This window comes from Ferdinandcohnia salidurans (genome assembly GCF_042680725.1).
Lineage (GTDB): Bacteria > Bacillota > Bacilli > Bacillales > Bacillaceae_L > Ferdinandcohnia > Ferdinandcohnia salidurans.
In genome coordinates, this window is record NZ_JBHUEK010000001.1 from 35,037 (window position 1) to 57,873 (window position 22,837).

The 22,837-nt window shown below is 38.1% G+C and carries 22 protein-coding genes and 1 riboswitch; of the genes, 16 read left to right on the forward strand and 6 right to left on the reverse strand.

Annotated elements, in window-relative coordinates; all coding sequences use genetic code 11:
• Positions 1-34 precede the first annotated feature (34 nt).
• The 9 genes from ACFSFW_RS00175 (at position 35) to ACFSFW_RS00215 (ending at position 8,884) form a co-directional block, all read left to right on the forward strand.
• Positions 35-517, forward strand: a complete 483-nt coding sequence (locus ACFSFW_RS00175) for a sigma-70 family RNA polymerase sigma factor (protein WP_388034380.1) — start codon at positions 35-37, stop codon at positions 515-517.
• A complete protein-coding gene (locus ACFSFW_RS00180; protein ID WP_388034343.1) occupies positions 514-957 on the forward strand; it encodes an anti-sigma factor family protein in 444 nt (147 codons plus the stop codon). Before ACFSFW_RS00175 ends, ACFSFW_RS00180 begins: the two co-directional genes overlap by 4 nt.
• Entirely contained in the window at positions 954-2,048 is a 1,095-nt protein-coding gene (locus ACFSFW_RS00185) for a hypothetical protein (protein WP_304219931.1), read from the forward strand. The genes ACFSFW_RS00180 and ACFSFW_RS00185 overlap by 4 nt, the downstream gene beginning before the upstream one ends.
• On the forward strand, positions 2,048-3,001 hold the full coding sequence (locus tag ACFSFW_RS00190; protein ID WP_388034346.1) for a hypothetical protein: 954 nt from the start codon (positions 2,048-2,050) through the stop codon (positions 2,999-3,001). The genes ACFSFW_RS00185 and ACFSFW_RS00190 overlap by 1 nt, the downstream gene beginning before the upstream one ends.
• A gap of 218 nt (positions 3,002-3,219) precedes the next feature.
• Positions 3,220-4,125 (forward strand): diacylglycerol kinase, encoded by a 906-nt coding sequence (locus ACFSFW_RS00195; protein ID WP_099360943.1) that lies wholly within the window; start codon positions 3,220-3,222, stop codon positions 4,123-4,125.
• 115 nt (positions 4,126-4,240) lie between these two features.
• Positions 4,241-5,614 (forward strand): 23S rRNA (uracil(1939)-C(5))-methyltransferase RlmD, encoded by a 1,374-nt coding sequence (gene rlmD / locus ACFSFW_RS00200; protein WP_388034348.1) that lies wholly within the window; start codon positions 4,241-4,243, stop codon positions 5,612-5,614.
• 40 nt (positions 5,615-5,654) lie between these two features.
• A complete protein-coding gene (locus ACFSFW_RS00205; RefSeq protein WP_099354983.1) occupies positions 5,655-5,891 on the forward strand; it encodes a hypothetical protein in 237 nt (78 codons plus the stop codon).
• 345 nt (positions 5,892-6,236) lie between these two features.
• Positions 6,237-7,676 (forward strand): MFS transporter, encoded by a 1,440-nt coding sequence (locus ACFSFW_RS00210; protein ID WP_388034350.1) that lies wholly within the window; start codon positions 6,237-6,239, stop codon positions 7,674-7,676.
• 20 nt (positions 7,677-7,696) lie between these two features.
• Positions 7,697-8,884 carry an amidohydrolase gene (locus tag ACFSFW_RS00215; RefSeq protein ID WP_388034352.1) on the forward strand — a complete coding sequence of 396 codons (1,188 nt, stop codon included), beginning with the start codon at positions 7,697-7,699 and terminating at the stop codon, positions 8,882-8,884.
• Between the two features lie 60 nt (positions 8,885-8,944).
• Here ACFSFW_RS00215 and ACFSFW_RS00220 read toward each other — a convergent pair whose 3' ends face one another.
• Entirely contained in the window at positions 8,945-9,916 is a 972-nt protein-coding gene (locus ACFSFW_RS00220; protein WP_388034354.1) for a DMT family transporter, read from the reverse strand.
• Positions 9,917-10,061: 145 nt separating this feature from the next.
• Here ACFSFW_RS00220 and ACFSFW_RS00225 point away from each other — a divergent pair, with 145 nt between their 5' ends.
• Positions 10,062-10,925, forward strand: coding sequence for a LysR family transcriptional regulator (locus ACFSFW_RS00225; protein WP_388034356.1), 864 nt, complete (start codon positions 10,062-10,064; stop codon positions 10,923-10,925).
• A gap of 67 nt (positions 10,926-10,992) precedes the next feature.
• On the opposite strand, the gene ACFSFW_RS00230 is transcribed toward ACFSFW_RS00225, so the two are convergent.
• Positions 10,993-11,307, reverse strand: coding sequence for a winged helix-turn-helix transcriptional regulator (locus ACFSFW_RS00230; protein WP_304219923.1), 315 nt, complete (start codon positions 11,305-11,307; stop codon positions 10,993-10,995).
• A 192-nt stretch (positions 11,308-11,499) separates the two neighbouring features.
• Between ACFSFW_RS00230 and ACFSFW_RS00235 the strand changes: the two genes are divergently transcribed.
• The 4 genes from ACFSFW_RS00235 (at position 11,500) to ACFSFW_RS00250 (ending at position 16,476) form a co-directional block, all read left to right on the forward strand.
• Positions 11,500-12,351: a VOC family protein gene (locus tag ACFSFW_RS00235; protein ID WP_388034358.1), complete on the forward strand. Its 852-nt coding sequence runs from the start codon at positions 11,500-11,502 to the stop codon at positions 12,349-12,351.
• 18 nt (positions 12,352-12,369) lie between these two features.
• Positions 12,370-13,431 (forward strand): LLM class flavin-dependent oxidoreductase, encoded by a 1,062-nt coding sequence (locus ACFSFW_RS00240; protein WP_388034360.1) that lies wholly within the window; start codon positions 12,370-12,372, stop codon positions 13,429-13,431.
• A gap of 256 nt (positions 13,432-13,687) precedes the next feature.
• Complete coding sequence (locus tag ACFSFW_RS00245; RefSeq protein ID WP_388034362.1) at positions 13,688-14,263, forward strand: TetR/AcrR family transcriptional regulator; 576 nt, start codon at positions 13,688-13,690, stop codon at positions 14,261-14,263.
• 104 nt (positions 14,264-14,367) lie between these two features.
• A complete protein-coding gene (locus ACFSFW_RS00250) occupies positions 14,368-16,476 on the forward strand; it encodes an MMPL family transporter (RefSeq protein ID WP_388034364.1) in 2,109 nt (702 codons plus the stop codon).
• A gap of 367 nt (positions 16,477-16,843) precedes the next feature.
• Here ACFSFW_RS00250 and ACFSFW_RS00255 read toward each other — a convergent pair whose 3' ends face one another.
• From ACFSFW_RS00255 to ACFSFW_RS00270, 4 genes are read right to left on the reverse strand one after another with little or no spacing between them, the layout of a single operon-like run.
• On the reverse strand, positions 16,844-17,917 hold the full coding sequence (locus ACFSFW_RS00255; protein ID WP_388034366.1) for an ABC transporter substrate-binding protein: 1,074 nt from the start codon (positions 17,915-17,917) through the stop codon (positions 16,844-16,846).
• The gene (locus tag ACFSFW_RS00260; protein ID WP_388034368.1) at positions 17,914-18,717 is read right to left on the reverse strand and encodes an ABC transporter permease; all 804 of its coding nucleotides are present in this window, start codon (positions 18,715-18,717) and stop codon (positions 17,914-17,916) included. The genes ACFSFW_RS00255 and ACFSFW_RS00260 overlap by 4 nt, the downstream gene beginning before the upstream one ends.
• Positions 18,707-19,525, reverse strand: a complete 819-nt coding sequence (locus ACFSFW_RS00265) for an ABC transporter permease (protein ID WP_388034370.1) — start codon at positions 19,523-19,525, stop codon at positions 18,707-18,709. Before ACFSFW_RS00265 ends, ACFSFW_RS00260 begins: the two co-directional genes overlap by 11 nt.
• On the reverse strand, positions 19,515-20,624 hold the full coding sequence (locus ACFSFW_RS00270) for an ABC transporter ATP-binding protein (RefSeq protein WP_388034372.1): 1,110 nt from the start codon (positions 20,622-20,624) through the stop codon (positions 19,515-19,517). The genes ACFSFW_RS00265 and ACFSFW_RS00270 overlap by 11 nt, the downstream gene beginning before the upstream one ends.
• 270 nt (positions 20,625-20,894) lie before the next feature.
• Positions 20,895-20,980: riboswitch (cyclic di-GMP riboswitch) on the forward strand.
• Between the two features lie 159 nt (positions 20,981-21,139).
• Between ACFSFW_RS00270 and ACFSFW_RS00275 the strand changes: the two genes are divergently transcribed.
• Both ACFSFW_RS00275 and ACFSFW_RS00280 read left to right on the forward strand, forming a co-directional pair.
• A complete protein-coding gene (locus tag ACFSFW_RS00275) occupies positions 21,140-22,330 on the forward strand; it encodes a sensor domain-containing diguanylate cyclase (protein WP_388034374.1) in 1,191 nt (396 codons plus the stop codon).
• A 117-nt stretch (positions 22,331-22,447) separates the two neighbouring features.
• Positions 22,448-22,837: transposase (locus ACFSFW_RS00280; protein WP_388034376.1), on the forward strand; the 390-nt coding region annotated here is incomplete at its 3' end.

Consider the following 22,837-nt stretch of genomic DNA (forward strand, 5'->3'; position numbering starts at 1 on the left):
AAAAACGGGCGATGATCATGCCTTTCGGTTATTTATTGAGAAATATAAGAATCTAGTATTCAAGGCGATTTATTCAGTTTTGCGTCATGAAAAAGATGCCGAGGATGCGACGCAGGAAGTGTTTCTGAAAATCTATTATGCCCTCCCCAAATATAGTTCACAGGGTATTAAATCTTGGCTGACACGGATTGCCGTGAACCATGCAATAGATGTGAAGCGGAAGAAACAGCGGCAGCAAGAAATGATACTTGAGCCGGATGACCTCCCGACACTCTCTTCCCCAGAGGAAAATGTCGTATTGCCACTTTTGCAAAAAGAACAAAGAGAACTGGTCAAAAGTCGGTTACACGATATGCCTGCGAATTATCGTAAAGTGATTGAAGCTTATTACATAGCAGAAAAAAGCTATAAACAAATTGCAGAAGAACAGCAGGTTGAAGCAAAGACGGTTGAAACAAAGCTATACCGAGCCCGAAATTGGATGAAGAAACATTGGAAGGAGGATGATTTTAGGTGAGACATTACAGAGACGAAGAATGGTTCATGTACGTGAAGGGTGAATTGGCAGAATCAAGTCGGAAAGAACTCGAAGATCACCTGTATTCCTGTGACCAATGTTTAGAAATATATATGAATCTAGTAGAGGCCTACGCCGAGGAGCTCCCAGATATTGAAAATGAGCATTTTACTGACGAGGTAGTAATGAAGCTTCCGCTGAAAAAGGAAAAACAAAAGAAGTCCATTTTACAAAGCCCGATTTTCCATTATGGAGTTGCTGCGGTTGTGACATTAACACTAATGTCAACTGGCGTTTTCCAAAGTATGACGGGTATAGTGGGTACGGTGGAGGCATCTAGCTTTTCAAAGCAAAAACAATCTGTTTCAACTAGTTTGATGGAAAAAGCATTATCGGTTTTTGACTTAATCAATACAGATCAAGAGGAGGGAGAAAAATGAGTTATAATCCAGTGCTAGCATTTTTCCTATCATTTATTCCAGGTGTCGGCCATTTTTATGTAAATCGAAAGATAAGAGGGTTTATTTATGGAGTGGGTACAGTCGGCTCTATATTAATAGGAATCTTTGGGTGGATGATGACAGGTTTTGGAGATCCATTAGGAGTCGGCCTTATCATTGCATTTTTTGTAGAAGTTATTAATGTATTCGATATGATTATCTTTCTATTACGAAATAATAAGCACAATCAAAAGGAGCAGGTGATTCAAACGGGAGATGAGCAAGTAATTGTTACACGAACGGATGATTCAGAACGTTTCTATACGATTATTCTTTCGTTTATCCCGGGGTTAGGGCATTTTCAACTAGGCTTGTTAAACCGTGGATTGACCTTTCTAATCGGATTTTTCGGATTGGGAACCATGGTTGTGTTTATTTCCATTTTTACAGATCAAGGAGCATTCTTGGTGTTTTTAGGGATTCTACCGATTCTGTGGGTATATAACATGTTTGATGCGATTCAGTTGATAGGGAAAAAACATCGAGGAGAAGAGTTAGTTGATAAGACCATTATCGAGGACTTTGAGGAAACAAGACGTGAACAAGGGCGTAAAAGCAAAACGCTAGCAACCATTTTAGCGATTTTCCCAGGAGCGGGCCATTTGTATCTTGGCCTACAAAAACGCGGTATACAGCTGATGGCTGCCTTTTTATTCGCGATTTATATTTTAGACGTTCTCAGGTTGTCATTATTCCTGTTTTTAATCCCGATTATTTGGTTTTACAGCTTTTTTGATGCCCTACAAAAGGTGTCAAAGCATGGAGAAGAGGACCTTGAGGATGTTCCGGTCGTTTCCTATATTGTCAATCACCAAAAATGGGTCGGATTTGGACTAATTGCATTGGGGATTTACTATTTATTAGTAAATGTTGTCCTTCCTACGGTTGGTCCTATGATTATGAGAGTTTTTAATTTTGATCTTCAGTATTTTTACTACAATTACTTCCAAGGCACGATTATTTGTATCTTACTCATTGGCGGTGGCTTGAAGTTGATGGTAGGTAGTAAAAAACGAAAGGAGAATGCGTAATGCGAAAATGGCGGGTTGGTTCAGTTTCGATGGGATTGTCTTTAGTCTTGCTGGGTATTCTTCTTTTCCTATCACAGCTAAAAGGAATGCAAATGATGGAGCCACTGCTTGTGTGGTGGCCTATCATACTGATTGTGTTGGGAGTTGAAATTGTCGTCTATCTATTTATGTCAAAGCAGGAAAATCCAATTGTTAAATATGATTTCTTAAGTATTCTTTTTGTTGGGATTATCGGAACAATTGGAATCGGGTTTACCTTGTTATCATCTGTAGGGCTTGTTGATGAGGTTCAAGGCGTGATTGGGGCAGAGCATCGTACAATGGATTTGCCAGTAATTGAGGAAAAGTTGGCAAGCGACATCAAGCGTGTGGTCCTTGAAACGAACGGAGTAACAAGTAAAATCGAAGGATCAACTGCGAATGAACTTCATGTATTTGGCGTGTACCGTGCAACGGTTCACCCGAAGGCAGACCCAATCATTGCAAATGCCAAGGATTATATATTTACGAAGGTTGTCGGGGATACTATGTACGTGACATTAAAGGAACCTGCAGATCAAACGGGACCATTTTCTACATATGCAACAATTGAACCCACGATTATTGTGCCAAGTTCGATTAGCTTAGAGGTGCGAGGTGAGCATAATCATGTTTCACTTTATCCGGGCTCCCTTGAAAATAACTGGGTTGTAGATGGAGCGTCAAATGTATCGGTTCATGTGAATGATAAGAGTGATATTCTACTGTCAGCTGTTTCTAATAATGTGCTTGAGAATGGAAATATAATATGGGATAAAATCGATACAACCGAACGTGGTGGAATTGAAGAGGTTTACGAGGAAAGTACCATCGAAAAATTATACAAGGGCACAAAAAAGTTGGGTGAAGGAACCTATAAGTTATCAATTTTTAATAGTGATCTTGTAACAGTGAATCTAGTTGAAAAAATGTAAGGATGAGTTGTGCGCTTTGGCTTTAGCTAAGCGCATTTTTTGAGTAATAGGTGTAAGCTATGAGGGGCAACATAATAGTGTTTTTTGAATATAAATGATATAGTAAATAGGTGCGATAGAATTGGATTATTTTGCTAATAGTCCAAATTGATTAAATCGATTGGATAAGCTATGATGTAAATTGAATGATAAGATTATCTTTTTTAGGATGATGAAAAATGAAAAGAGCTCGTATTATATATAACCCAACTTCTGGTAGAGAGTTGTTTAAGAGACATCTGCCCGAGGTGTTAGAGAAGCTAGAAAAAGCAGGATATGAAACCTCATGTCATGCCACAACTGGCGCTGGCGATGCAACAAATGCAGCCCGAATTGCGGTCGAGAGAAAGTATGATCTTGTAGTAGCCGCAGGTGGCGATGGAACCATTAACGAGGTTGTAAATGGCATGGCTGAGCAGGAATATCGCCCAACACTTGGAATCATTCCTGTCGGAACAACGAATGACTTTGCACGCGCAATTGGAGTTCCTCGAAACATTGATGGTGCTTGTGACGTGATTGTAGAAGGAAACTCTGTTCCAATTGATATTGGCCGTATAAATGATAAATATTTTGTTAATATTGCAGGTGGAGGAAGGCTAACCGAGCTAACCTATGAGGTACCAAGCAAGCTGAAAACGATGCTTGGGCAGCTTGCCTATTATTTAAAAGGGATGGAGATGCTTCCGTCAATCCGTCCAACTGAAGTGAGTATTGAGTATGATGGGAAACTGTTTGAGGGCGAGATCATGTTATTCCTCGTTTCCTTAACAAACTCTGTCGGAGGCTTTGAAAAACTAGCACCAGACTCCTCAATGAATGATGGTTTGTTTGATTTGTTAATTTTAAAAAAGGCAAACCTTGCCGATTTTATTAAGGTCGCGACTTTGGCAATTCGTGGAGAGCATATTAATGATCCACATGTTCTTTACACCAAAGCAAATCGCGTAAAAGTAAATCCAACTGAAAAAATGCAAATCAATTTAGATGGAGAATACGGTGGTTTACTGCCAGGGGAATTTGTAAATCTGTACAAACATATAAATGTGCTAGTATCAAAAGAAAAAGCAGAAAAAATGGATTAAAATCTGGCGTGAGCCAGATTTTTTATTTTGGTTTCAAAACAAGCGATATTGGCATAACCTCCTCCCGATATGTTACAATCAGTTCAGCATTTTGAACGCAAAGGAAGAATACACAATGACAAAACTGAAACCGCCGGTTGAAAAAAATACATACTATGATGTCACATTTGAAGATCTTACCCATGATGGAGCGGGTGTGGCTAAAATTGAAGGCTTTCCGATCTTTGTTCCGAACGGTCTACCAGATGAGAAAGCAAAAATCAAAGTTACCAAAGTCAATAAGGGCTATGGCTTTGGCCGTCTGATAGAGCTTTACGAAAAAAGCCAATATCGCGTCGATGCTCCGTGTCCAATTTATAAAGAATGCGGAGGCTGTCAGCTTCAACATCTCAGCTATGAAGGACAGTTGGTAGCGAAACAAAAACAGGTGCAGGAAGTGTTGACACGCATTGGTAAACTACAAAATATGAAGGTTCATCCTGTTCTTGGAATGGAAAATCCATGGCGATATCGGAATAAGGCACAGGTTCCAGTAGCGGACCGTGAAGGCGGCCTAGTTGCAGGGTTTTACCAACAACGAAGTCATGAAATCATTGATATGGAAGCTTGTCTCATCCAGCAAGAGAAGAATGATTTGGTTGTGCAAACAGTGAAGACAATCTGTGAGAAATATGGAATACAGGCTTATGATGAGAAAAATAACAAAGGTACTCTTCGTCACATTATGGCACGTTATGGCTTGGTTTCTGGAGAAATTATGGTCGTACTTGTCACTAGAACGAGAGAGCTTCCACATAAGAATAAAATCATCTTAGAGATTACCGAAAACCTACCGGGTGTTAAGTCGATTGTACAAAACATTAACTCCAAACAGACAAATGTGATTTTTGGAAATGAAACAAATGTCCTTTGGGGGGAAGAATATATTTACGATAATATTGGTGATATCAAGTTTGCGATCTCAGCAAGGTCGTTTTATCAAGTTAATCCTGAACAAACAAAGGTACTGTATGATCAAGCGTTGGAGTATGCAGGGTTAACAGGGGAAGAGACAGTTATTGATGCCTATTGTGGAATTGGAACCATTTCGTTATTTTTAGCCCAGAAGGCAAAGAAAGTGTATGGAGTTGAAATTGTTCCTGAAGCGATTGAGGATGCGAAGCGAAATGCTGCCCTAAATTATATCGATAATGCAGAGTTTGCAGTTGGAGAGGCAGAGGTTGTCATCCCAAATTGGTATAAAGACGGAGTTAGAGCGGATGTCATAGTCGTTGACCCTCCTCGTAAGGGTTGTGATGAGGCGTTATTACACACCATTTTACAAATGAAACCGAAGAAAGTTGTTTATGTTTCATGTAATCCAGCAACTCTTGCAAGGGACCTTCGAATTTTAGAAGATGGTGGGTATGAAACAGCCGAGGTGCAACCTGTAGATATGTTTCCGCATACGGTACACTGTGAAGCAGTCGCAAAGTTAATTTTAAAATAAAAGCTTAGTAAATAAATATGGAAGTGGGAGGACAAGGCTGATGGTAAAAGAAAAATTAAAAGCTAAAATACTCGAAATAGTGGATAATCAGATTAACATCAATGACCCGAAGTGTACGAAAGAAACTTTGGAACGATTGGTCAACTCAGGTTTCTCAGAAATAGAGTCTAAAGAAATGATCGGCAGAGTGCTTATTGAAGAAATGTATGAACTTTTGAAAAACCAAGTTCCTTTTAATGAAAAGCGTTATGCAGAAAAATTAAGTATGCTTCAGTAGGGTTCTGTCCCTGATAAAATGAAAAAAATTTTCCGAAAGCCCCCATTAAACTATCTTGTTTATTGGGGGTTTTTTGATGCCAAGCTTCTTAGACGTCAAAAACAATCTGTACTAATCGACCATTTTCGTAAAAACCCATTTTTAATCAAACGTTTGATTAACGGATTACCTCAGTTGTATCAACGACTTACAATTTCAATTAAACGTTTGTTTGAAAGGAATTGATATTGTTAAGCAAGAGGAAATACAAACTGTACTAGTCGAAATTTGGTAACAAAGTTTGGATGATTCACAGCATGATGTGACCTGCGAAAGGGGATTCTAGTATTAAAAGGGGGTTAATCTATGGAATCAACGTATAAAGGTACAAACAAAATGATAATTGGAATTGTATTTGGTGTTATTACATTCTGGTTATTTGCGCAAGCAATGGTCAATATAGTCCCTGCCGTTCAAGAAGATTTAGGTATATCACTTGGAACGTTGAACATTGCGATAAGTTTAACGGCTTTATTCTCCGGATTATTTATCGTAGCTGCAGGTGGTCTAGCTGACAAAATAGGTCGAAAAAAAATTGCCTATTTTGGCTTTATTTTAAGTATTGTCGGCTCAATTTGTTTAGTAATAGCTCAAGGCGCTGTATTGCTAATTATTGGACGTATTATTCAAGGTGTTTCAGCAGCATGTATTATGCCATCAACAATTGCGTTAATGAAAGCTTATTTTGAGGGTGCAGAACGACAACGTGCACTCAGTTATTGGTCGATTGGTTCTTGGGGAGGGTCAGGAGTTGCTTCTTTTGCAGGTGGTACAATCGCAACTTCATTAGGCTGGAGATGGATTTTCGTATTTTCGATTATCTTTGCAATCGTTGGTATGTTTTTATTAAAGGATACACCAGAAAGTAAACAACCATCTTCTGGAGCTTTTAAATTCGATTACTCTGGCTTAGCCATTTTTATCGTAACGATGATTGCCCTAAATGTATTTATTACATATGGAGCTGATTTAGGATGGACAAGTCCAATTTCGCTGGGTCTTGCAGCAGTAACAATAATAGGTCTTCTCCTTTTCATTAAAGTAGAGAAGAGTAAAGAAATAGTTCTAATTGATTTTGCTGTATTTAAAAATGCGCCCTATACTGGTGCAACTGTATCCAACTTCTTACTGAATGCGATTGCTGGTACGTTAGTTGTAGCGAACACGTATGTACAAGTAGGTAGAGGTTTTAATTCATTTCAGTCAGGTATGTTGTCCCTAGGGTATTTAGTAGCAGTGTTGGCAATGATTCGCGTTGGGGAAAAAATCCTACAAAAAGTTGGGGCAAAAAAGCCAATGGTTTGGGGCGCAACAATCACAACGATTGGAGTGGGTGTCATGGGCTTAACATTCTTGCCTGATCTTGCTTATACAATTGTTGTATTTATTGGATTTGCATTATTTGGATTAGGACTTGGAATTTATGCCACCCCTTCAACAGATACTTCTGTATCAAATGCACCAGCTGAAAAGGTGGGAGAAGCAGCTGGTGTATATAAAATGGCAAGTTCACTTGGTAGTGCATTCGGTGTAGCAATTTCAGCTACAGCTTACGCGGCAATAGCAGCTAATGGGAACCTAGAATTTGCAGCTACGGTCGGTATCATTGTTAATGTCATCTTCGGAATATTATCGATACTATCGATTATCATGCTGGTACCAAAAGATGCTGGAAAAACAACAAGTGAAGTTAAACCAAATCATGCTTCTAAAAAAACAACAAATCAAGAACCTGTTTTAGAATAGTCGAAAAGGAGCACGATCCGATGAAAGATCAATTAATGGAAATGTTAGTATCGCGCAAGGATGAAATCATTGAAATTCGCAGACATTTACATGAAAATCCTGAGCTTTCCTTTAAAGAAGAAAAAACCGCTCAGTATATTCTAGAGTTTTATAAAGGAAAAGATGTAGAGGTTCAATCCAATGTTGGGAATGGTTATGGAATTGTTGTGACCATAAAAGGTGGTAAGTCTGGAAAAAACATTGGCCTGCGTGCAGACTTTGATGCACTTCCCATTGTTGAAGAAACAGATGTACCGTTTAAATCAAAGACTGAAGGTGTGATGCACGCGTGTGGTCATGATGGTCATACAGCATATTTGTTAGTACTAGCGGATTGTTTAATTCAATTAAAAAATGAAATACCCGGTACAATCAAAATTATCCACCAGCATGCCGAAGAGGTTCCGCCCGGTGGGGCCAAAAGTATTGTAGAGTCTGGTATTCTTGATGATTTAGATCATGTATTCGGTATCCACCTACTCCCACTAGGTCCGGCAGGGACAGTTGGGTATCATGCAGGATATTCATTCAACGGAAGAGCTTATATGAAATTAAAAGTTCAAGGTAGAGGTGGACATGGCTCATCCCCACATTTGGCAAATGATGCGATTGTGGCAGGGGCACATTTTGTAACAGCCGTTCAAACAATCATTAGTCGTCGATTAAGCCCGTTTGAAAATGGTGTTATTACGATAGGGTCATTTGATGGAAAAGGCACATTTAATGTTATCAAAGATAGCGTAGAGCTTGAAGGTGACATTCGTTATATGACGGATGAAACAAAGGAAAAAATTGAAAAAGAAGTGAAACGACTTACTAGTGGTCTTGAAGAAGAATTCGGAGTAACATGTGAGCTAACATACAAAACGGATTATCCGCCTCTATACAATGATCCTGAATTAACAGCAAAAGTTGCGGAGTATCTAAACAATGCAAATGACAAAGACATTAAAGAAGTAAAGGAATTCCCGGCAATGGCACCATCTGAAGATTTTGCTTATTATGCGGAAAAATTTCCTTCTTGTTTCTTCTATATTGCATGTACGCCAAAGGGGGAAAAGGATCCTTATTTCAATCATCATCCTAAATTTGATATTGATGAGGATGCTCTCCTTGTCGCTGCAAAAGCAGTCGGAACTGTCGTTTGTGGATTTTATGAATTAGATTAGGGTACTTATCCAAAACAAAGCCCATTCAACAAGTGGTATGTTGGATGGGCTTTAACCTTTTTACGATAAAGGCATTTCTCTCAGTTTTGTACGAACCTGTTTAACTGATTTTTTCTTTTGTGACATTCTTACATAGATATTATTAGATAAAAGTGAAACGATGATTAAGATCGTACCAAGAAGATCGAACATCGTTACCTGATTACCCTGAAAAATCGAAATTAAGAGCGTTGTAACGGGAACAAAGTTAATGAACAGTAACCCGTTTAACGGTGATAATATGCTCACACCAATATTCCAACCGAGTAATGCAATCACCCCAGGGAAAATGATCATAAATAATAAATGAGGGCTTACAGCCATCATACTTTCTACTGTTGGAACGGTTAGATTTCCGAACAATGTTGCACCAAATGTAATTACAATGGCGGTAATAGTTCCAAGTAAACAACTTAAAGTTGAATAACGTAAAGCAGACCAACCACTAAATTCACTACCACCCATTGTGTAAATGACCCATCCAATAACGGCGATAAAGATTAGTAATGAAGGTATAAAGTCATCAGTTGCTCCAAGAAAAGATTTAACATCACCTTTTGTAATCACCAACATTGCGCCAATGAATGACACGATTACACATCCTAATGTGAATAAATGCGGGCGTTTTCTAAAAATCATCCATACAATTACAACTGAAATCATCGGCATAAGTGATTCCATAATGGATGCGACCATTACACCGGAAGCCCCTAATAAGTCTTCACCCCAGAAGATAAAAAGGTTATAGACGGTGAAAGCCATCGTGCCGAAAAACCATAATTGAAGTCCTTTTCCTTCAAAGCGGAAGGCTTGCTTTCCTTCTTTCCATAATAAGATGGCCACTAAAATAATCGTTACAGCGCCATAACGAATAATTGTAAAATAAAAGGGATCAAGATGTTTAAATGCTGCATGAGCTACAGGAAACATTGCTCCCCATGATACTGCAGCAATAAAACACAAAATCGCTCCGAGTAGTACACTATTTTTCACTTTCCTCTACCTCTTTCAAAAAGTTACGATAATCATTATAATAAAACTGTTCGGGTATCCTGTAAAATGAATAAAAACAATGATTAATATCATTTTTATTGATATCATAGATATAGAGATAAATGTACGAACAGGAGGGGAAGCCGTGGAATTCAAAGACTTAGAGATTTTTCAAATGGTAGCAGAAAAAGGAACAATTACAGAAGTGGCAAAAGAGTTGAGCTACGTTCAATCCAATATTACGTCTCGTATCCAGAAGCTCGAGGCTGAGCTGAATACACCTTTGTTTAACCGACATCGTCGGGGGATGACATTGACACCTGAGGGGAAGAAGCTATTAACCTATAGTAAAAAAATATTATTGTTAACTGATGAAATGAAAAAAGCTGTTCAAAATAAAAATGAGCCATCGGGTAAATTAGAAATTGGAACAGTTGAAACTGTCATTCATTTACCAAAGATATTATCTACCTATACTAAAAAATATAAAAATGTGGATCTGTCATTATTTACAGGAGTCACTGAAGATTTAGAAGAACAAGTGTTAAATCATAAGCTGGATGGAGCATTCGTTTCAGAATCAGACTTTCATCCTGACCTTGTGTCGCATGACGTATTGCAAGAGGAGCTTGTGTTAATATCAGATATTCGTACAACCTCATTGGAAGAGTCGAAAGAGGAGACCATTCTTTGCTTTAGTGAAGGTTGCGGATACCGAGCGAGATTTAAAGCATGGTATAAAGACCAAAATCTCACACCGCGAAAAGTTATGGAATTTGGTACATTAGAAACGATTTTGCGTAGCGTAGTCGTTGGGCTTGGTGTGGCATTCGTCCCTAGGTCAGCAGTTACTCATTTGGAGCAAAGTGGACTGATCAGATGTTATACCCTTCCAGATCAATACAGTAAAATTAAAACCGTTTTTATAAGAAGAGCAGATGCGTACTTAACCTCAACGATGGAAAAGTTTATTGAAACCATCGAAACGAATAATCAAATAACAGTATAAAAAAACAGGGTTGATCCCATTAGTCAAGAAATGACTTAGGGGACAACCCTTTACTATCTTCTTTGCTTTATTCAGTTTTTACCCATACTTGCGACCATTTTTCAATTTCTCTTAAAATGGGTTCGATGCTATGTCCTCTTTCTGTTAGTGAATACTCAATAATAACAGGCGTTTCCGGTATAACCTCACGTTTAACCAATCCTTGGTGCTCCAGGTCCTTTAAACGATCTGATAATACCTTTCCACTTATACCAATTGAAGATTGTATCTCATTAAACCTTTGTGGCCCTACTAATAATTGATAGATAACCAAAGCTGTCCATCTTTGACTTAATAGAGACATTGCTTTTTCAAATTTCGGGCAGATTGTAGGTTGTTTCATTTTTAAAATGCACCTCTCTTAATCATCATTGTACTAAAACGAAAAATTAATTACAATTGGAAATTTAATTACTTGACAACAACTAATTATATAAATACACTTACTTACATAAAGTAACTTAATTTTAAAAATGAAATGTTATGTAAAAGGGAAAGTTATAAAAAAGATTATCGATTATCAAGGAGGATAATTATGGGGTATCACACAAAACCAACCACATTTGTGGGACATGTCAAAATAAAAGTTGAAAAGCTAGAACGTTCATTACAGTTCTATAAGGATATACTTGGTTTTGATATTTTGGAACGATCAGACTCATCAGCAAAACTAACAACTGATGGAATGACAAGTATACTATCACTAGAACAACCTGAAAATGTTGTACCAAAACAGGGAAGAACAACTGGACTCTATCATTTTGCTCTTCTTTTACCCACAAAAACTGATTTAGCTAATATCGTTGTTCATCTCGTTGAAAAAGGAGTACGCTTTGGCTCTTCTGACCATCTAGTTAGTGAAGCTTTATATCTTAATGATCCTGATGGCAACCAAATTGAAATCTATATAGACCGCGATCCCTCTGAATGGGATTGGAATGGTGAAGAAGTAGATATGGCTGTTGATCCGCTAGATTTTGAAAGATTATTAACAAATATTGTACCAGGTAAGACATGGAAAGGCATGCCTGAGGAGACGCTAATGGGACATATTCACTTACATGTAGCTGAGTTACAAAAGACCGAAGAGTTTTATGTGAAAGGACTTGGAATGGATGTTGTAAATCGTTATGGTACACAGGCATTATTCCTTTCGTCCGGAAAGTACCACCACCATATTGGGGTTAATACATGGAATGGAGTAGGGGCACCGAAGCCACCTAAAAATGGCGTTGGGCTTGAATCATATACTCTCATTTTGCCAACTGAAGAAGCCCGTGATGGAATCGTGGATAGCTTGAAGAAGATTGGTGCAGATGTGGTCAAAGAGAACAATACGGTTATCACGTTTGACCCTTCTGGAAATCAAATTGAGTTAGCTATCTAGTGAAGGGAGGATACCTTAATGACTCAAGACAAGAAAAGTGATTTTGAAATTGGCGTTTACACTCTTGCTGATATTGGGCCAGATCCCCTTACAGGAAAGACCATTACGGCTAAAGAAAGAGTGAAAGAAATTATTCAAGCTGCAAAACTTGCGGATGAGGCAGGACTCGATGTATTTGGGATAGGAGAACATCATCGTCTAGACTATGCTTCATCTTCTCCAGCGGTTATATTAGCAGCTATTGCACAAGGTACCAAACAAATTAGATTAACGAGTACAACGAGTGTATTAAGTACACTTGATCCAGTTCGTCTATTTGAGGATTTTTCCACATTGGATTTACTTTCAGATGGTCGTGCAGAAATACTGGCCGGAAGAGGAGCATTTATCGAATCATTTCCTCTTTTCGGTTATAGCACAAATGATTATGATGAATTGTTTGAAGAGCATATGGACTTATTAATAAAACTAACTCGGAGTGAGACTGTCACTTGGTCGGGGAAGTTTCGTTCTTCTCTAAGGAATGCTGAAATTGCCCCAAGACCAGTACAAGAAAATCTACCAGTTTGGATTGGAGTTGGAGGTACACCTGAAAGTGCCGTTCGTGCTGGAAAATTTGGGGTGGGGATGGCTTTAGCAATTTTAGGTGGTCATCCAAAACGATTTAAGCCACTTGTCGATCTTTATCGTCAAGCAGGAATAGAGGCTGGACATAACCCCCAAGACTTGAAGGTGGGTGTAACGGGCCATGCGTATCTAGCTGAAACAACTCAGCAAGCAAAGGATGAGTTTTACCCTTATTACTCCAATTACTGGGAATATGTTAACCGTCAGCGTGGAATGGGAACGAGGATGTCAAGGACTGACTTTGAACATATGGCTAGTCCAGACACAGCTTTGTTCGTGGGAAGTCCACAGCAAGTCGCTGAAAAAATCCTCACACAATACGAGCTTTTTGGGCACAAACGATTTCTTGCCCAGTTAGATATAGGTGGTCAACCTTTTAAAAATGTAGCAAAAGGTATTGAATTGTTAGCAACGAAGGTCGCTCCAATCGTTCGTAGAGAAACAAGTAAGTAATGGATACGAAACAATCTGTACTAATCGGCTATTTTCGAGAAAACCCATTTTCAAACAAGCGTTTGTTTAATGGGTTTTTCCTTTTGTATCAATAATTTGTGAATTCAATTAAACGTTTGTTTGAATGAATTTTGTATTGTTGAGCAGGTTAAAAGAAGTGCTGTACTAGTCCATTATTGTTATTAATGTGTCAATTCGAAGTCAACTCTTTCTCTTTCCTAATATCTTGTTCTATAATGGTGGTGGGGTGAAAGACATGGCGCGTGAACGTAAATTTACAACTGAGGAATTATATAGGGCAACTGAGGAATTGCTTCTAACACATCATTATGAAGGGTTCCAGTTTAGTTTGGTTGCGGATCATTTGCATGTTTCCCGAGGAGCCATCTATAAGTATTTTGAAAACAAGGAAGAATTGATTACGGAATATATGCTTTATAAAATGGAGCAATTTCTCCATGAGCTAAAGGAAATTAACTCAATTGAAGGCTTCCATGCACAATTTGATTTTCTTCTTAACCTCATGTTTAAGAATCCGGAGCTTTATCAACTTATAGAAATTGGGAAGCGTGTTCCGGTCCACATAAATGAAAAAGTGAAAGAAAATAAGGAAAAACTTGAAAGTTACCACATTGAGATGTACCGTTGTGTGCAGGGCTTAATTGAATCGGCTAAAAGAGAACAACAATTGAATCCAAATATCCCTGACCCTATCGTCTTAGGTTATATTTTTCAATCAGTCGCGATTCCGAATCATTTTGGCATTCCTCATGATAAGTGGGTTCAGTCGATTAAAGAAATGATTTGTCACGGAATCTTCAAAGACTTCTAATTGACACGGGTGTCACTTTAAAAGATAATTATCGTGACAACAGTGTCAATTTTTTTATGCAAAGTGACATGAGTGTTACTTTTGAAAGAAGAGGTGGGGTAAGTTTGAAAAACATGTTACAAGCCATTACAGATAAAGTCACCACAAAAAAAGGAATGTGGATTACATTAGCATCTTGGCTTATTATCACGATATTATTAGCTGTTTTTGCGCCGAACGCAAAGGATTATGAGGTCTCGAGGATTGACTCACTTCCTGATGATGCACAGTCGGTAATTGCCCAAAGTAAGGTGGATGAGTATTTCAAGGATAGTAATGGGACTCCAGCAATCTTGGTCTTTCAATCAAATGAAGAACAATTCTCATTTCAAGATCTTGTAGATGTATCTAGTCAAATTGAGAATGCTGAAATTCCTGGGGTAGAGCAAGTAGTTCCTTTATCAACCTTACCACCGCAGGCTGCTGCAGGATTCTTTTCAGAGGACCAATCAACTGCTATTCTTCCAATCATGTTTGATGCATCATTAGAAACAACGGAAATCCGCGATTCGAAGGATGAAATTTTAAAGGTGGTTGAAGAAAACTCGGATTTAACTTTGTATGTAACGGGTCCAGCGGGTATTGCAACAGATTCACTGGATTTATTTTCAAGGGCAGATCTAGTGTTAATTTTATCAACGGTAGGGTTAATCCTAATTTTATTAATTGTGATTTATCGTTCACCGTTGTTAGCTTTAATACCGTTATTAGCAGCTGTCTTTGTATATGAAGTGACTATGCAATCATTAGGCTTACTAGGGAAAGCTGGTTTACAATTAAGTAATCAGACAATCTCGATTATGTCGATTCTTTTATTTGCGGCTGTTATTGATTATTCGTTATTCGTATTCTCACGGTTTCGCGAGGAGCTTAAGAATTATGAAAATAAATATGATGCGATGAGATCTGCTATGAAAGAGGTAGGGATGCCTGTCTTTTTCTCAGGTGGGACTGTGTTAGCAGCGATGCTAGTGTTATTCTTCGCAGACCTTGGGGATTATCGTAATTTTGCACCAACATTCGGCACAACAATGGTGATCATCATGATCGCATCCGTTACACTCGTGCCAGCACTATTTACACTTTTCGGTAGAAAGTCATTCTGGCCAAAGGTACCAAAAGTAGGGGAAGCGAAAGTAAAAGACAACTCCATCTGGAGCAAAATCGGAAGAATGGTTGTTAAAAAACCAGGATTATATGTCGCAATTGTAGGGATTTTTCTTCTTATTTCTGCAGCCAATATGTTTAACTTAAATTACGAATTCGATACGATGAAGTCATTTCCAGAGGATATGCCATCACGACAAGGATATGAACTCATCGAGGAGAAATTTGCAAAAGGTGAGCTTGCACCATCCACAGTCTTGTTTGAGGGGAAAGAGGCAGTTACAAAGGAAGAGCAGGATGCACTACGCGATGAATTACTAGCTCAAGATCTTGTGAGCGAAGTTAGAATCAACGGAACTACTGAAGAAAATCGGGTTCTAAATTTCTCTTTAACGTTTGAAGAAGGACCATATGATATCAAAACAATTGACGCGATGGAGAAGATGATTTCAAACTCTGAAACAATTTTGACTGACGCAGATGTAGATGGAGAACTCTACTTTGCAGGTGAAACGGCAACTAAAGTGGATGATCGAGCAACAAATAATCGAGACGTTATTTTAATTGTCATACTTGAAACGATTTTAATTTTTGGTATGCTAATTGTCCTTACAAAATCATTTAAAATGCCGATTTATATGATGGGTACAATCTTAGTTTCATTTTTAGCAGCATTAGGATTAGGTATGTTTTTAACAAACTTATTCTTTGATATCGACACGATCGCGAATCGTGTTCCATTGTACGCATTTGTGTTCCTAGTTGCACTTGGAATCGATTATAATATTATGCTAATCTCAAGATTCCAGGAAGAAAGAATAAACCATTCAGTAAAAGAAGCCGTACAAATTGCTGTCGCAAAAACAGGCGGAGTCATCTCATCTGCTGGTGTCATCTTAGCCGCCACCTTTGCAGTCCTCATGACACAGCCGGTTCAATTATTATTTGTCTTCGGCTTTATTGTAGCGGTAGGAATCTTGTTAGACACATTCTTAATCCGCGGAGTATTGTTACCTGGGTTAATCGTACTCTTGGAGAAGGATAAGGCAGTTAGTAAAGAAAATTAGTGATAGAAAAGGGCCTGTATCGTTTTAGATACAGGCCTTTGTTATGAAGGGGAAATCGACTCACGGTCGTCAGAGTTATCCTCTTCATCAAGCTTATGAAGGGGAAATCGACTCGCTGTCGTTAGAGTTATCCTCTTCATCAAGCTTATGAAGGGGAAATCGACTCGCTGTCGTCCGAGTTTTCCTTTTCATCGAGCATATGAAGAGGAATTCTGCTCGATGTAGTGAGAGTTATCCTCTTCATCGGTCTTATGAAGGGGAAATCGACTCGCTGTCGTTAGGGTTATCCTCTTCATCGAGCATATGAAGGGGAATTCTTCTCACTGTCGTTAGAGTTATCCTCTTCATCACCAATTATGAAATCTAGTTAGTTCTGTCCCATCTTAAATTCTAGGAAAAGCTGGTTATAGATGGCGAGATTCTTTTTCCCAAGGTTTTCATAAACTTCAAGCTTTTCGGTTAGCTCCGGAGATGGATAGAAACGCTCATCTGAAACCATATCTTCAGGCATATATTGTAGTGCCTCTTTGTTTGGAGTGGAGTAGCTGACGTATTCTGTGTTTTGAGCAGCTACTTCCGCATCCAGCATAAAATTAATAAACTGATGTGCGCCATCAATATTTTTGGCTGTCTTCGGAATGACCATATTATCAAACCAGAGGTTAGAGCCTTCACTTGGCACCACATAGTTTAAATCCTCATTTTCCCACATAATATCGGCAGCATCACCAGACCAAACAATTCCAATTGCAGCCTCGCGATTTTGAATCAGCACTTTTCCCTCGTCACCAACTATGGCTTTTACATTAGGTGTAAGCTTCATCAGTTTTTCCTTTGCTTCGATTAAGTGGTCAAGATTGGTATCATTCAATGAATAACCAAGAGAGTTAAGTCCCATTCCAATGATTTCTCTAGCACCATCAACCAAGATAATTTCATTTTTTAGGGAAGGGTCCCAGAGATCGTTCCAGCTTGTAAATTCTTTTCCATCAAGCATGGTTGGGTTATAGACAATGCCAACTGTTCCCCAGAAATAGGGGACAGAGTATTGATTACCTGGATCAAAAGGAAGATCCATGAACCGTTCATCAATGTTTTTTAAATTTGATAGTTTAGAATGGTCAAGAGGGATGAGTAGGTCCTCTTGGCGCATTTTATCAATCATATATTCAGATGGAACTGCGATATCGTAGGTGGTTCCACCTTGTTCGATTTTTGTCATCATCGCTTCATTAGAGTCGAAGGTTTCATAAATAACTTTGATTCCAGTTTCTTCTTCAAAACGAACGATCAGTTCTTCGTCGATATAGTCGCCCCAGTTATAAACCGTTAAGGTGTTCCCACCAGCGAGACCCTGAGATGAATTTAAATGGTGGATAAGGTAGAGTAACCCACCTGATACAAGTGCAATTGCGATAAAGGCACGGATGAGTTTCGTCATTTTCGAACCCCCAATCCACGTGTGTTTCCTCGTTGTGCGATAAAGTAATACCCGACAACAAGCAGCATTGTAAAGATAAACAGAAGAGTTGACAATGCATTAATATTTAACGAGATTCCGCGTCGTGCAAGGGAATAGATTTCAACAGATAGCGTTGAGAACCCGTTTCCTGTTACGAAAAATGTAACAGCGAAATCATCGAAGGAATACGTAAGGGCCATGAAAAATCCAGCAAAGATTCCAGGTGTGATGTAAGGGATAATCACCTTTGTTAGAACCTGCCATTGGCTTGCTCCGAGATCTTTCGCTGCATCTATTAGAGAAGGACTCATCTCTTTTAGTTTTGGCAATACCATAAGTACAACGATTGGAATACTGAAGGCAATATGTGAAAGTAACACAGAATAAAAGCCTAATTTAATTCCAGCCATTGTTAATAAAATCAAAAAGGAAGCACCGATAATGACATCAGGACTTACAATCAAGACGTTATTTAATGATAGTAATGTATTTTGAGTTCGACTTTGTTTAATAGAATGGATCCAAATGGCTCCTAGCACACCAATAATGGTTGAAACAAGAGCTGAGAGCAAGGCAATCACAAATGTATTTAACACGATGATGAGAAGTCTAGTATCCCCGAATAGCTCCTTATACCAATCCAAGGTAAAACCCTCAAAATTGCTCATCGTGCCACCACTATTGAATGAGTAATACACGAGATAGAAAATCGGTGCATATAAAATGAAGAAAATAATAAATAGATACGCCTTAGAAGAAATAGCCAGTTTATCTCTCATTTTTAGCACCTCGTTTCTTGCGGTTTCCAGTTGCGACCATAATTAATACCATAAAAATAATCAGGAATACAGCTATTGTTGAACCCATGCCCCAATCCTGAGTGACAAGAAACTGCTGTTCAATAGCAGTACCGAGTGTAATCACTTTGTTTCCTGCAATTAGTCGTGTTAGCATGAATAATGATAGAGCAGGAATAAATACTACCTGACAGCCTGATTTTACCCCTTGAATCGTAAGCGGGAAAATCACACAACGAAACGTAGTCCATTTAGATGCCCCAAGGTCCCGAGAAGCATCTAGCAGACTAGGGTTCAATTCATTTAGTGAGTTGAAGATTGGTAAAATCATAAACGGAATAAAAATATAAACCGATACAAACACAAAGCTAAAATCCGTAAATAATAATTGTTTAGAGCCAATACCGAACACTTCAAGAATAGCGTTCGCTGTTCCATACGTTCCAAAAATCCCGATAAAAGCATAGGCTTTTAATAGTAGATTAATCCAAGACGGAGCAATGATTAATAATAACCAAAGATGTTTATGCTTGGTTCTTGTAATTAAATATGCTGTGGGATATGCAACCAACAGAGTTACAGCTGTAATTAAGAACGCATACCAAAAAGAACTTAGCGTCATTTTTAAGTAAACGGGTGTGAAAAATGTTTTATAGTTTACTAAAGATAAATTTCCCTCAATATCAAAAAAAGAATAATAGAGAACAAGTGTAACTGGAGCGATAACAAATATGAGAATCCATAAAGCATAAGGAATAAAAACAAGATTACGGGTTACCTTATTTTCCATGGCTTTCCCCGTCCACATATGCCTCTAAGCGACGATCATATTCTTCTTCTGTTTCACCAAGACGCATAACGTGGATTGCCTCTGGGTCAAAATAAAGTCCAATTTCTTCGCCGACATTCGCCTTCTTTGTTGAATGCACAAGCCACTCGTTTCCATCTTTGTCCAAACCGCAAATTTCATAGTGTACCCCTCTAAATAACTGGGAATCTACTACAACTTGTAGTTTTCCTTTTTCAACAGAAGTTATTTCTAAGTCTTCTGGACGGATGACAATTTCGACTAATTCATTGTCTGAAAAACCTTGGTCAACACAGTCAAAAGTCTTTCCGACGAATTCAACGAAAAAGTCTCGATGCATTTTACCTTTTACGATATTAGATTCACCGATAAAATCAGCAACAAAACGATTGATTGGCTCATCATATATATCAATAGGGGTGCCGCTTTGTTGAATTTTTCCTTCATTAAGTACAAATATCTCATCAGACATGGCTAGAGCTTCCTCTTGGTCGTGTGTAACGAAGATAAAAGTAATACCAAGACGCTTCTGAAGGTCACGAAGCTCGTATTGCATTTCGGTACGAAGCTTCAAATCAAGAGCGGATAAAGGCTCATCCAATAATATAATCTCAGGTTCATTAACAATTGCACGTGCAATCGCAACACGCTGTCTCTGACCACCAGACATTTCTTGAATTTCACGATTTTCATAGCCTGCAAGATTGACGAAGCTTAAAGCTTCTTTTACCTTTTTATCTATTTCAGATTGCTTCAATTTCTTTATACGTAACCCAAAAGCAATATTTTCAAATACATTAAGATGTGGAAATAGGGCGTAATCCTGAAACACTGTATTTACTTGACGTTTATTGGCAGGTGTCGTATTTACTTTTTTACCATTAAAATAAACCTCACCACTTGAGGGTTCAATAAATCCTGCGATCAACCGTAGTATCGTGGTTTTTCCACAACCAGAAGGACCGAGAAGGGTATAAAACTTTCCTCTTTCTATTTCAAAGCTAACATTGTCGAGAACAGCTGGATCATTGTCATACTGTTTTGTGACATTTTTAAATTGGATAATAGGTATACTGTTCATAGCAACCCCCTTCTTTCTATTAGTAAAGATAAGATTCTTAACGTAATCCGGCATAATTATACACGAATCGGCAAAAAATACAATAATAATTATAATTGTCAAGTTAGAATTGTATGGAAGACTATTTTCTTAGATGTATATAGGACATTCAGATTAGGAAAAATTTCACATTTTTTGTAAAAGATTATATCGATTTCATTGACCAAAGAGGAAAATAGAAATATAATTATAGTACAATTTAAAATACTCTTTCTTTAGCGAGTTAATTGAATAAAATAAGGGCAAATTCATTGAAAGATGAAGACGCAAAACTATAGGGGCTAAAGTCCAAGTGGACATGCCAGCCAGTTACCGAGTACAGCTCGTATCGAAAGAACGTAGATTAATCGGTATATGATTAGTCTTTTTTTTATACCAATTTATCAATATGTTACTACTATATTACTAGATTTTTGGAATTGGAACTGTTCAAACGACTTTTGGAACATCCTCTAAAAAAATTTGGAAGTGATTACATGGAGAAAACAATCCAGAATCTTAACGTATTAAAAAAACTAAGTGAACTAATTGAGAAGATTGGTTCTGAGAAGACTCTGATTTCTGACGAGGTTCGAACTTTTTTAAATCAAACATGTCAGGAAAAAGAAGAACAAGAGATTACCAGTACTCTTTTAACTCAACTTCAAGAAATAAACGAACAAATGGAAAACATGCATTGGATGAACAAGCATTACCGAATCCTACATGATTTTGCCCAAGTCTGCAGTAAAACATTAAATGAATCCGTCCTTCTCCAAAAGTCTTATGAGATGGTTTCACGTGTTATGCCAACAGATGCATTTTATATTGCATTGCATAATCCTGGTGACAAACATATTCATTTAGTCTTTATTATGGATAATGGCGAACCAGCTCCTCCAAGTATCGTTGACTTTGGCGAAAATTACACATCAAAGGTCATCAAAACAAGGGAAATCGTCCACCTCAAACATCAAAACCAGAACATAGAATATGATACGAAAATGGGTGAAGGGGACGCAGACACAAGCTCCTGTCTTTTCGTACCTGTTGTCATTGATGACCAGGTCAAAGGTGTCATCTCAACTCAGAGCTTTAAAGACTTTGCTTACCGGAAAGAGCATGAAGAACTTTTGCAAATGATCGGTGCGCAAGTGATCAACTCGATTGAAACAGCCCGATTATATGAAAAAATTTACACGATGTCTCGTACGGACGAATTAACAGGTTTAAAAAACCACCGTGCCTTCCATGAGGATTTGGCACAACTGATTAAAAATGAGAACGAAGAAATAACGGTTATGATGATTGATTCTGATGATTTAAAACAGGTCAATGACCGCTTTGGGCATGACGCTGGTGATTTATATTTACAGGTACTAGCAGATGGAATGAAAACGGTATGTAATGATAAGCTTGAGGGTTATCGTTATGCCGGAGATGAGTTCATGATTCTTATTAAAAATAGCAGCGACACATGTGTAAAGGAAATTTATGCGATTTTAAATGAGTATTACAATGAAAACCCAATCATCATCGAGAATGAAAAAATCATTGTTTCGATCAGTACGGGTGTCGGGATGTATCCACACCATGGAACGACCGTAGACTCTTTGAAAAAGGCAGCTGACCAAGCGCTATATGCTGCAAAAGAAAGTGGAAAAAGACGCATTGTAGTAGCGAAATAAAAAAAGCTCATCCAAATGGATGAGCTCAGACTGTAGACAAACTCGAAAAATTTCGAGTTTGCCTACAGTCTTTTTTAATTTACAATATTTATAGAGAAAATTAGGGGTGATGGGAACATGATGTCGAGAAATAATAACTTAGATAGGGAACAATTGGAAATGATTACACTAGATCAAATCGTACCGCAAGAACACCTTGTGAGAAAGCTTGAAGCAGCTATTGATTTCTCCTTCATATACCCATTGGTTGAAAACCTTTATTCAACTTTAGGCCGACCAAGTATCGATCCAGTTGTGCTGATTAAAATGACATTTATTCAGTATGTATTTGGCATACGTTCAATGAGGCAAACAATCAAGGAAATTGAAACGAATGTAGCTTACCGTTGGTTTTTGGGGTTTGGATTTCACACGAATGTTCCCCACTTTTCTACCTTCGGTAAAAATTATGAACGTCGTTTTAAGGATACAGATTTATTTGAACAGATCTTCTACCGTATTTTAAAA

Coding starts and splice junctions, on each gene's coding strand:
- ACFSFW_RS00185 (WP_304219931.1), top strand. CDS start 954: ATGAGTTATAATCCAGTGCTAGCATTTTTCCTATCATTTATTCCAGGT.
- ACFSFW_RS00190 (WP_388034346.1), top strand. CDS start 2,048: ATGCGAAAATGGCGGGTTGGTTCAGTTTCGATGGGATTGTCTTTAGTC.
- ACFSFW_RS00195 (WP_099360943.1), top strand. CDS start 3,220: ATGAAAAGAGCTCGTATTATATATAACCCAACTTCTGGTAGAGAGTTG.
- rlmD (WP_388034348.1), top strand. CDS start 4,241: ATGACAAAACTGAAACCGCCGGTTGAAAAAAATACATACTATGATGTC.
- ACFSFW_RS00205 (WP_099354983.1), top strand. CDS start 5,655: ATGGTAAAAGAAAAATTAAAAGCTAAAATACTCGAAATAGTGGATAAT.
- ACFSFW_RS00210 (WP_388034350.1), top strand. CDS start 6,237: ATGGAATCAACGTATAAAGGTACAAACAAAATGATAATTGGAATTGTA.
- ACFSFW_RS00215 (WP_388034352.1), top strand. CDS start 7,697: ATGAAAGATCAATTAATGGAAATGTTAGTATCGCGCAAGGATGAAATC.
- ACFSFW_RS00230 (WP_304219923.1), bottom strand. CDS start 11,307: ATGAAACAACCTACAATCTGCCCGAAATTTGAAAAAGCAATGTCTCTA.
- ACFSFW_RS00235 (WP_388034358.1), top strand. CDS start 11,500: ATGGGGTATCACACAAAACCAACCACATTTGTGGGACATGTCAAAATA.
- ACFSFW_RS00240 (WP_388034360.1), top strand. CDS start 12,370: ATGACTCAAGACAAGAAAAGTGATTTTGAAATTGGCGTTTACACTCTT.
- ACFSFW_RS00245 (WP_388034362.1), top strand. CDS start 13,688: ATGGCGCGTGAACGTAAATTTACAACTGAGGAATTATATAGGGCAACT.
- ACFSFW_RS00255 (WP_388034366.1), bottom strand. CDS start 17,917: ATGACGAAACTCATCCGTGCCTTTATCGCAATTGCACTTGTATCAGGT.
- ACFSFW_RS00260 (WP_388034368.1), bottom strand. CDS start 18,717: ATGAGAGATAAACTGGCTATTTCTTCTAAGGCGTATCTATTTATTATT.
- ACFSFW_RS00265 (WP_388034370.1), bottom strand. CDS start 19,525: ATGGAAAATAAGGTAACCCGTAATCTTGTTTTTATTCCTTATGCTTTA.
- ACFSFW_RS00270 (WP_388034372.1), bottom strand. CDS start 20,624: ATGAACAGTATACCTATTATCCAATTTAAAAATGTCACAAAACAGTAT.
- ACFSFW_RS00275 (WP_388034374.1), top strand. CDS start 21,140: ATGGAGAAAACAATCCAGAATCTTAACGTATTAAAAAAACTAAGTGAA.